General features: G+C 69.3%; 7 protein-coding genes. 4 read left to right on the top strand and 3 right to left on the bottom strand.

The window, feature by feature from the left end; all coding sequences use genetic code 11:
- On the bottom strand, window positions 1-457 hold a 457-nt coding region (locus ACFU5M_RS08075; RefSeq protein WP_379045680.1), incomplete at its 3' end, for a hypothetical protein.
- Between the two features lie 203 nt (window positions 458-660).
- On the opposite strand from ACFU5M_RS08075, the gene ACFU5M_RS08070 reads away from it, so the two are divergent.
- From ACFU5M_RS08070 to ACFU5M_RS08055, 4 genes are all read left to right on the top strand, one after another.
- Window positions 661-1,368 (top strand): GntR family transcriptional regulator, encoded by a 708-nt coding sequence (locus ACFU5M_RS08070; RefSeq protein ID WP_379045677.1) that lies wholly within the window; start codon window positions 661-663, stop codon window positions 1,366-1,368.
- Window positions 1,369-1,380: 12 nt separating this feature from the next.
- Window positions 1,381-4,989, top strand: coding sequence for an urea carboxylase (uca, locus tag ACFU5M_RS08065; RefSeq protein ID WP_379045674.1), 3,609 nt, complete (start codon window positions 1,381-1,383; stop codon window positions 4,987-4,989).
- A complete protein-coding gene (gene atzF, locus ACFU5M_RS08060; RefSeq protein WP_379045671.1) occupies window positions 4,990-6,714 on the top strand; it encodes an allophanate hydrolase in 1,725 nt (574 codons plus the stop codon).
- A gap of 159 nt (window positions 6,715-6,873) precedes the next feature.
- The gene (locus tag ACFU5M_RS08055; protein ID WP_379045668.1) at window positions 6,874-8,106 is read left to right on the top strand and encodes an FAD-dependent monooxygenase; all 1,233 of its coding nucleotides are present in this window, start codon (window positions 6,874-6,876) and stop codon (window positions 8,104-8,106) included.
- Between the two features lie 63 nt (window positions 8,107-8,169).
- Here the strand turns inward: ACFU5M_RS08055 and ACFU5M_RS08050 are convergent, their stop codons facing one another.
- Together ACFU5M_RS08050 and ACFU5M_RS08045 are read right to left on the bottom strand one after the other, a co-directional pair.
- On the bottom strand, window positions 8,170-8,760 hold the full coding sequence (locus ACFU5M_RS08050; RefSeq protein WP_379045665.1) for a TetR/AcrR family transcriptional regulator: 591 nt from the start codon (window positions 8,758-8,760) through the stop codon (window positions 8,170-8,172).
- A gap of 101 nt (window positions 8,761-8,861) precedes the next feature.
- Window positions 8,862-10,088 carry a cytochrome P450 gene (locus tag ACFU5M_RS08045; protein WP_379045662.1) on the bottom strand — a complete coding sequence of 409 codons (1,227 nt, stop codon included), beginning with the start codon at window positions 10,086-10,088 and terminating at the stop codon, window positions 8,862-8,864.
- Window positions 10,089-10,366: the final 278 nt, after the last annotated feature.

Below are 10,366 nucleotides of genomic sequence, written 5' to 3'. Positions count from 1 at the left end.
GGGCGACGACCGTACCGCCGTAGGAAGTGAAGCCCCGGCCCAGCGCCTGGCAGGTGAAGCTGCCGTGGAAGCCGACCTGGCACGACGCGCCCGCGTGCTCGATGATCGGACCCCATTGCCCCGAGCCGGTCTTCACGTCGTAGATGCTGGGATTGCCGCCCGCCAAGGTGTACGGCGTGCCCGGGTCGAACGTGGGATGCGCGGGCAGCCAAGGCTGGTCGATCGCGATTTCGCTCACCGGCACCGGTACCGGGATGTAGGTGTCGCCGACGTAGTAGCTCAAACGCAGGGGTGCGGCGAAATCGCATCCGAGCGAGCCGTCCGCGAAAATCGCACAGTTCATGCTGCCCACCGAGAAGTAGACCGTCCCAGGGTCCGCCTGGGCGCTACCGGCCGCGAGGATCGGCGCCACCGCCACGGCGGCGAGTGCTCCGGCGAACTTCGTGCTGCGCTTCATATCGTCTCCTTGTTGCTTCGCTGAGGGACAACCCACCCGATGACTCTGCCGAGTCTGTCGAATCCGGACGGGATTCCGTTTCGCCTCCCGCCGCCGACCGGTCGTCCGGGCACATCGCCGCCCGCGGCTCGGTGAGCAGACGCTAACGCGGCGATAACTCACGGACACTCCACCGACATGCGAGGTCAATAGCGTATACAGCCATGTCGACACGGATAGCCACCCTGGCGGAGGCGGCGGGTAAACCCCTGCGCGATGTGGTGTACACGGCGCTGCGCAATGAGCTCATGAACGGGGACATCAAGTTCGGCGAACGCCTGACCGAGCCGAAACTCTCCGCGCGATTCGGCATTTCGCGCACACCGATCCGGGAAGCGTTGACCGTTCTGTGCTCGGACGGATTGCTGCAACGCGAAGAATACGGCTTCAGCCCGGTCCGGCCGAGCATCCCGCTGATCCGGGACCTGTACGAGTTGCGAATCACTCTGGAACTGGGCGGCCTTCAGCGCGCGATGACCAATCCCGCGGTCACGCACGACCGGGAACTGCTGGAATCCGAGCGCGCCGCCTGGCTGGAACTGCGCACCGACCCCCCGGAACAGGAGCCCGGTTTCGTGGTGCGCGACGAGGAGTTCCACGTCGCGCTGCTCACCGCGGCGGGCAACACCGAGATGGTGCGGGCGCTGAAAGCGGTGAATTCCCGCATCCGCCACGTGCGCATGTACGACTTCATGGTCAACAACCGCATCGAGACCACCATCGCCGAGCATCTGGGCATCCTCGACGCCGTGCTGACCGACGATCTGCCGCTCGCGTATCGGCTGCTGCACAAGCACATCGGTGAATCGCTGGACGTGGTGCTCGAACGGGTCACCCGCGCGATCGCGGCGATGTCGCTGGCCACGGATTAGCAGGGAGCGGGAGTGGGGCTGCAATTCGATACCGTGCTCGTCGCCAACCGTGGCGAGATCGCGTGCCGCATCATGCGGGCTGCCCGTGCGCTGGGGCTGAAGACGGTGGCGGTGTACTCCGACGCGGATGTCGGTGCCGCGCACGTCGAGATGGCCGACGTCGCGGTGCGACTGGGTCCGGGCCCGGCCGCGGAGTCCTACCTGCGCGCCGGCCTGGTGATCGAGGCGGCGCTGATGACCGGAGCCGGGGCCATTCACCCCGGCTACGGATTCCTCTCGGAGAATGCGGATTTCGCTACCGCGGTCGAGGCGGCGGGCATCGCGTTCGTCGGACCGACTGCCGAGCAGCTGCGCGTCTTCGGTGACAAGCACACCGCCCGTATGGCGGCGCGTGCGGTCGGCGTACCGCTCATTCCGGGTAGTGACCTGCTCGAATCGGCCGATCACGCGGTGTCGGAGGCGGAGCGGGTCGGCTTTCCCGTGATGCTGAAGGCGGTCGGCGGCGGTGGCGGCATCGGTCTGCGGGCCTGCATCGATCCGGACCAGGTGCGCGCGGCCTACCAGCAGGTGCAGCGCATCGCGGCGGCGAACTTCGGTTCGGCCGGTGTCTTCCTGGAACGTTTCGTCGCACGTGCCAGGCATGTCGAAGTGCAGCTGTTCGGCGACGGCCGCGGCCGCGTCGTCAGCCTCGGCACCAGGGACTGCTCGCTGCAACGCCGCAACCAGAAGGTGATCGAGGAGGCGCCCGCGCCGGGACTCACCGCGGAGCTGGCGGAGCATCTGCTCGCCGCGTCCCGGGAGCTCGCGCGCTCGGTCGGGTACCGCTCGGCCGGGACGGTGGAATTCGTCTACGACGCCGACAACGGCGCCGCGTCGTTCCTGGAGATGAATACCCGCCTCCAGGTGGAGCATCCGGTCACCGAGGCGGTCACCGGCGTCGACCTGGTGGAGTGGATGCTGCGCCTGGCCGGCGGGGACACCTCGATGGTGGACGACCAGCCCGAGAGCGGCCCGGCGATCACCGGTCACGCGGTGGAGGCCCGCGTCTACGCGGAGGATCCCGGCCACGACTACCGCCCCAGCGCGGGCCTGATCACGGCCGCGCACTTCCCGGACGACGTCCGGGTCGACACGTGGGTCGGCACCGGTTCGGAGGTCAGCCCGTATTACGACCCGTTGCTGGCCAAGGTGATCAGCGCCGGCGAGAGCCGGTCGGACGCCTTCGCCGCACTGCGCACCGCGCTCGCCGCGACCCGGATCTACGGCGTGCAGACGAACCTGCCGCAACTGCGCGAGGCCGCGGCCGAGGGCCGGGTGCTGCGCACCGAGCACACCACCACCACGCTGGCCGAGGTCCGCCCGGCCGGTCGCCGCATCGACGTGCTGCGCGGCGGGACCATGACCACGGTGCAGGACCACCCCGGCCGGATCGGCCTGTGGGACGTCGGTATTCCGCCGTCCGGTCCGATGGACGACCTCTCCTTCACCCTCGCCAACACCGCGGTGGGTAACCCGGTCGGCATCCCCGCGCTCGAATGCACCCTGCGGGGCCCACGATTGCGCTTCTCCGACACCACCGTCGTCTGCGTGACCGGTGCGCCCGCTCCGGTGACGGTGGACGACCGCCCGGTGTCCATGTGGGAGCCCGTCACCGTCGCCGCGGGCGCGGTGCTGGACATCGGCGCACCCGCCGACACCGGCCTGCGCACCTATCTGGCGGTACGCGGCGGCATCGACGCACCGCTCTATCACGGCAGCGCGGCCACCTTCACCCTCGGCGGATTCGGCGGTGTGACCGGTAGAGCGGTGGCGACCGGCGACGTGCTCGGCCTCGCCCCGGTGAACGCCTGCGCACTCGGCACACCCACCGCGGTGCCGCCGGACGAACGGCCCGAATTCACCCACGAGTGGCAACTCGCGGTAGGCGTCGGTCCGCAGACCTCCGCGTACTTCACCGACGCCGACATGACCCAGTTCTGCACGCACTCGTGGCGGGTCGGCAGCCACGCCAATCGCACCGGCATCCGCCTGGAGGGCCCGAAACCGGCGTGGTCGCGCACCGACGGCGGCGAGGCCGGACTGCACCCTTCCAACCTGCACGACAATCCCTACAGCGTGGGCGCGCTGAACGTCTCCGGCGACACGCCCATTCTGCTCGGGCCCGACGGTCCGAGCCTCGGCGGCTTCGCCTGTCCGCTGACGGTGGTGTCCGCGCATCGCTGGCGGATGGGGCAGTTGCGTCCCGGAGACTCGGTGCGGTTCGTGCCGGTCGACGACGACAAGGCCGCCGCACTGCGTTCGTCCAACGGCAGTCGCGTACCGAATTTGCTCGCCGATTCTCCCGCGGCCCTGCGTGATCGCGGCGTTCTCGGCGGACTCGAGGCGTCGCCGGATCGTCCGCGGGTGCGGTACCTGCGCGGCGGGGACGACAACGTCCTGGTCGAATACGGCGAGATGGTGCTCGATCTCGGGCTGCGCATGCGGGTGCACGCGCTGGCCGAAGCCCTCGCGGGCGTCCGGCTGCCCGGCATTCTCGACGTGACTCCGGGCGTGCGGTCCCTGCACATCCACTTCGATCCCGAGGTGCTGCCGAACCATCGGCTGCTGGGCACGTTGACCGAACTCGAACGCGCACTACCCGCCACGACCGACCTGGTGGTGCCGAGCCGCACCATCCGGTTACCGCTGTCGTTCGACGATCCTTCCATCGCCGAAGCCATCGACCGCTACCGCAGCGGTGTGCGCGACACCGCGCCCTGGCTGCCGTCGAACATCGAGTTCATCCGCCGTATCAACGGGCTCGACAGCGTGGACGACGTGCGCACCACCGTCTTCGACGCCGAGTATCTCGTGCTCGGGCTCGGCGACGTATATCTCGGTGCGCCGCTGGCGGTTCCGCTCGATCCGCGCCACCGCCTGGTCACCACCAAATACAACCCGGCGCGCACCTGGACCCCGTCGGATGCCGTCGGCATCGGCGGCAAGTACCTGTGCGTCTACGGGATGGCCTCCCCGGGCGGCTATCAGCTGATCGGCCGCACCGTGCCGATCTGGTCCAGCTACCGGCAGTCCGCGCCGTTCGAATCGGGCACGCCTTGGCTGTTCCGGTTCTTCGATCGCATCGTCTGGGAACCGGTCGGCGCCGAGCAGTTGCTCGAATACCGTGCCGCGGCCGAGGCGGGCAGGTTCGACGCCGAGGTGAGCGAGGGCAATTTCGCGCTCGCCGACCACCTGCGCCTGTTGCGCACGGAGGCCGACGCCATCGCCGAGTTCGAGGCCGGTCAGGCCGCCGCGTTCGAGGCGGAGAAGAACGCGTGGCGGGCGGCGGGCGAATTCGAACGCACCACCGTCGCCCCCGTCGCCGCACCGATCGACGACTTGCCCGCCGGGTTGCCCGCCGATGCGACCGTGGTGACCGCGCCGATGATCGGCAATGTATGGCGCGTGGAAGTCGAACCAGGACAACAGGTCGCGGCCGGTGCGCCGGTGGCCGTCTTGGAGGCGATGAAACTCGAACTACCTGTGCACAGCCCGAGCGCGGGCACCGTGCTGAAGGTACTGACCACGCCCGGCGCCAAGGTGGAGCCGGGCACGCCCCTGATCGTGATCGGAGTCGACTGAATGCCCGCAGGCGTCCCAGAAACGGCAGCCGACCCGGTCGAACGCGTCGCGGCGGCATATCGGCGGATCGCCGAGGTCGATCGGCCGGAGGTGTGGATCACCCTGCGACCGGAACCCGAGGTGGCCGCCGAAGCGGCCGCTCTCGCACGGCGGCTCGCCGCAGGCGAAACCTTGCCGCTGGCCGGAGTTCTGGTGGCGGTGAAGGACAACATCGATGTGGCGGGCCTGCCCACCACCGCGGCCTGCCCGGAGTTCGCCTACCTGCCGGAGGTGACCGCAGCGGCGATCGCGCGATTGCTCGCGGCCGGGGCGCTGGTGCTGGGTAAGACGAACCTGGACCAGTTCGCCACCGGGCTGGTCGGGACGCGCAGCCCGTACGGCGCGGTGCGCAACGCGCTCGATCCGGAGCTGGTGTCGGGCGGGTCGAGTTCCGGTTCCGCCGCCGCGGTGGCGCTGGGCATCGCGGACATCGGAATCGGCACCGATACAGCCGGGTCCGGCCGCGTCCCCGCGGCACTGCACGGAATCGTCGGCATCAAGGCCACCTTGGGGGTGATTCCGGCGCACGGGACCGTGCCCGCCTGCGCGGATTACGATGCCGTGACGGTCTTCGCCGCCGACCTCGACTCGGCGGTGTCCGCGGCCGCGGTGATGGCAGGCCCCGAGCCGCGCGACCCGCGCAGCCGGACCTGGCCCGCCGATGTCCGGCTGGCCGCCCCGCTCGCGCCGCGCATCGCCGTGCCGCGCCGCGAGAATCTGGCCGCGCTCAGCGAGCCCTACCGGGAAGCGTTCGCCCGCACTGCCGCCGGTGTCGCCGACACGGGCGCGAAGACCGACGAAATCGATATCTCCGCCCTGCTCGACGCCGCGCTGTTGCTCTACGACGGTGCACTCGTCGCCGAACGTTTCGCCGCGGTGGGTGCGTTCCTGGACACCGCGCCCGCGGGCGCAGATCCCACGGTCGCCGCGATCATCGGCGCGGCGCGGGAGAAGACCGGCGCGGCGTTCGCCGCCGACCTCGAGCAGCTGGCGCGCGCGAAGGCGACGGCCGCCGAACTGCTGCACGGCTTCGACGCACTGTTGCTGCCGACGACCACCGAGCATCCGAGCATCGCCGCCGTGCGCGCCGATCCGATCGGCATCAACCGGCGCATGGGCACTTACACCAATTTCTGCAATCTGCTGGACATGGCCGCCGTCGCCGTCCCCGGCGCGTCCACCGCCGACGGAATGCCGTTCGGGGTCATGCTGGTCACCCCCGCCTTCGCCGATCAGGTGGCCGTCGACCTCGCCGCCCGCCTGCTCGGATCGGAGCGCTCGCCGTTGCTGGTCGATCGCGGCGTCGACCTGGCCGTCTTCGGAGCGCACCTGCGTGGGCAGCCGCTGCACTTTCAGCTCGAGCAACTCGGCGCCCGCTTCCTCGGCGAGATCCGGACCACCGACGCCTATCGGCTGACCGCTCTCGACACCACGCCACCCAAGCCGGGATTGGTGCGTCACGGACCGGGCCGCGGCGCTCCGATCGAGGGAGAACTCTTCCGCGTCTCCGCGGCCGGCTTGGGCGCCTTCCTCGCCGACCTTCCCGCTCCTATGGCCCTGACCAGAATCGAACTCGCCGACGGCCGCGAAGTCGTCGGTTTCACTTGCACCTACGATGCCGCGAGCGCCGGCACCGACATCACCCATCTCGCGAGCTGGCGCACGTACCTGCGGCATCGCTGCTAGTTCCCGCTCTCACCGGTGGCCCGTGGTCGCGAGGGTTCCTCGCCGCCATGGGCCTTTGTTCTGCCGATGAATTTAGACGTTTGTGCTAGACACTCGTACCAGCGTGTGTTAGACATATGTCTAAGACATTTGAACAACCAATGGGAGCCGAGGAAAGTCATGAGCGCCAAATCCGTAAGCAGCCAGCTCCGTGTGCTCGTCGCCGGTGGTGGCATCGGCGGCAATGCCGTTGCGCTGCAACTGCTCCGGTCCGGCATCCGGGCCACCGTCGTGGAGCGCGCCGCGACGCCGCGGCCCGGCGGGCAGGCCGTCGACCTGCGCGGGCCCAGCCGCGAGGTGGCCGAGCGGATGGGCATGATGCCGGGCATTCGCGACTACCAGCTCGACGAGCGGGGTATGAAGTACGTCGACGACGCGGGCCGCGAAATCCTTCGCATGTCCGCCGAACTCTTCGACGGCAAGGGCGCCGTCGCCGAAATCGAGATCACCCGGGGCGATCTCAACCAGGTGCTGCTCGACTTGCTCGACGCGCAGGGCGGCGTCGACTACCGGTACGGCGAGTGGATCACCGATATCCGGCAGGACGACACCGGCGTCGACGTCACGTTCGCCTCCGGCGCGGCCGAGCGATTCGACCTCGTGATCGGCGCGGACGGCTTGCACTCCGCCACTCGCCGGATGGTGTTCGGCCCCGAGGAACAGTTCGCGACGTACCTGGGCGGATACATGTCGTTCTTCACACTGTCGCGCCCGCAAGACCTGGAGCCGCACTGGTTCACGATGCACTCGCTGGTCGGCGCCACCGGGCTGGGCATGCGCCCCGACGCCGACCCGGCCACTTGCAAGGCCCTCGTCGTGATCCGCGCGGCAGCCGATCCCGCACTGCGCCGGGATGTCGCCGCCCAGCAGCGATTCATCCGCGACCGCTTGGCGGGAGGAGGCTGGGAATCGGCTCGCATCGCGGCGGCGATGTCCGAGGCGCCGGACTTCTATTTCGACGAGCTGGCCCGAATCGACATGCCGAGCTGGGTTCAGGGCCGGGTGGTCCTGCTCGGCGACGCGGGATACTGCGGTTCACCGCTCACCGGTCAGGGAACCGCGATGGCACTGGTAGGTGCCTACGTCCTCGCCGGTGAGCTGGCCGCGCACGCCGACAACCCCGGACGAGGCCTGGCCCGCTACGAAGAAGTGCTGCGCCCCTTCGTGAAGACGGCCCAGCAGTTGCAGCCGGGCGGCCTGAACGCCATGACACCCAAATCCCGTTTCGGCATTCGCGCCGGCCACGCCCTCAGCAAGTTGATGATGTCCAAGGCGATGCGACCGGTGATGATGCGGATGTTGGGCAAGACCGAGACCTACGATCTGCCCGACTATTCGGCGGCGACGGTCTGAGCCCATGCGCGGCGGGGTGGCGCTTCGACCGGAGTTCCGCGGCTCCGGTCGACGACCTCGGGGTCAGTCGATCACGGTCCGGTCGTCCAGCAGGAACGGCAGCACGAAACTGCGCAGCATCGCACGTTCCTCGTCTTCACCCGCGCCGGGTAGCGTCAGCAACGACACCATCGCACGCACCACCCACTGACCGACGCGCCTGGCGGCGAGGACGGGCAGTTCGGGGCGGAAACCGGCCACGAAGTCGGTGGCGAGCGCGTCGACCACGCCCGCCGAGTTCGCCAGTTGGGCAACAATTCCCGCGTTGGACGGTTCGAACCAGACCGCCAGATGGGGTGTCTTCCGCACCGCGGCGAGCAGCGCGGTCAACGTGTCGAGCAGCCGCTCCCCCGGCTCCGCGCTCGCGGGCCCCGCGCGGTCCCGCCAGACTCGCTCGACCAACTGCCGGGCCTCCCGCCCCGCGAAGGCCACATACAGCGCCTGCCGATTCTCGAAGTAACGATAGAGCGTCGCCCTGGAGCAGCCTGCGGCGTCGGCGACTTCGGCCATGCCGATCCCGCTGACGCCCTTGTCGATGAACAGCGCGCGCACCGCGTCGAGAATGCGCTCACCGGCCAACTCGGCGCGGCCGTCGGCCAGCCAATCGCCACTCATGCCGTGTCCCGGTCCTCTCTTGCTTCACCACACCTACCGCCGGCGTCCCGACCGATTCCAGCGCGAGCGATAGCGTGGCCCGCGCCGCCCCGCCTCGCCGTTCAGCCTCTGCACCGGAACGGCACAGTAGTCGGCCTGCGAACGTACGGACCGCTCGCGTACTCGACCGCGTCGATGTCGACCACATACTCGGGGAACCGATCGAGCAGCTCCTCGAGCGCGACCCGGGCTTGCATCCGCGCGGCCGCCGCACCGAGACAGTGATGCGGCCCGTGCCCGAAGGTGAGGATGCGCTGCGGATTACGCTCGATGTCCAGTTCGGCGGCGTCCGCGCCGAACGCTCGCTCATCCCGATTGGCGGACCCGAAGACCAGCAGCACTTTCCGCCCCGCCTGCACCGTCTTCCCGGCCAATTCGACGTCTCGCGTCGCGGTGCGCGCCAACCCTTGCACCGGCGCGGTGAGCCGGGCGAACTCCTCCACCGCGACACGAATCCGGTCCGGCTCAGCGGCGAGCGCGGCGCGCTGGTCGGGGTGCTGTTGCAGCAATTGCACTGCGCCGCCGAGCAGGCCTGTCGTGGTGTCGTTGCCGCCGGCGACCATGGTCCATGCGTAGGCCAGAATCTGGACCAGGCCGCGCACGTCCGTGTCGTCGGCCCCCAGCCCCGCCTGGACCAGCAAGGACACCGTGTCGTCGCCGGGGTCGGTGCGCCTGCGTTGGATCAGCTCGGCGAAGTAGCCCATCATCTCGGCCGAGGCCGTTTGCGCCTTGGTGTTCGTCCGGTCGATGCTGCCCGCGACGACGGCGTCGGTCCATCCGTCGAACCGTGCCCGATCCCGCTCCGGTACCCCGAGGTAATAGGCCACCACCATGCTCGGCAGCGGCTTGAACAGCTGCTCGACGATGTCACCGCCGCCCCGGGCCCCGAGGTCGTCGAGCCGGTCGCGCACGAACCGGCGGACCACCGGCTCCACTTCCTCGACCTGGCGCGGGCTGAATCCGCGAGCGACCAGCTTGCGGAAATCGGTGTGCTGCGGCGGATCCTGCATTACCAGCGGGGGGTTGTCCGTGAGGCCGAGTTCGTCGAGTTCACCGTATTCCACCGTCAGCCCGTCGCGGGAGGAATACGTTTCGCTGTCCCGCGCCGCCGCGTACACGTGCTCGTGCCGGGTGAGCACCCAATAGTCGTTCTCCGGTCGCCCGGCAGGTACGACGTGCCGCACCGGATCGTGCTCGCGCAGCGCCGCGTACATCTCCCACGGCGACACCCAGGTGGGGCCGGAACAGAGTTCGAATACCGGAGCCGACCGATACGCACCATTACCCATGTATCGACCGTAAGACAGAACTGCCAAAGTGTCTAGAACACGTTTCAGACTGGCGGGCCGATCACCCTCGCGACCAGCCCAGCCGCTTCCTTCGGACCCGGCGCCGCACACTCGTGGGTTACCTTCGGCAGCGGCAACAACCGAGTCGTTGCCGGTCAGCTCCAGGAAGAGCCGGCGCGAGCGGCCGCTCCGCGTCCACCGGGCCGGCCACCCCTCGTAGACCGGCCCGGCGGACACCACCCCCGAGGTCCGACCTGTCACCCCTCGAGACAGGTCGT

It is taken from the genome of Nocardia sp. NPDC057455, assembly GCF_042802775.1.
Taxonomy (GTDB): domain Bacteria; phylum Actinomycetota; class Actinomycetes; order Mycobacteriales; family Mycobacteriaceae; genus Nocardia.
Note: the sequence above shows the minus strand (reverse complement) of the source record. Positions and strands in the feature narration are given on the sequence as shown.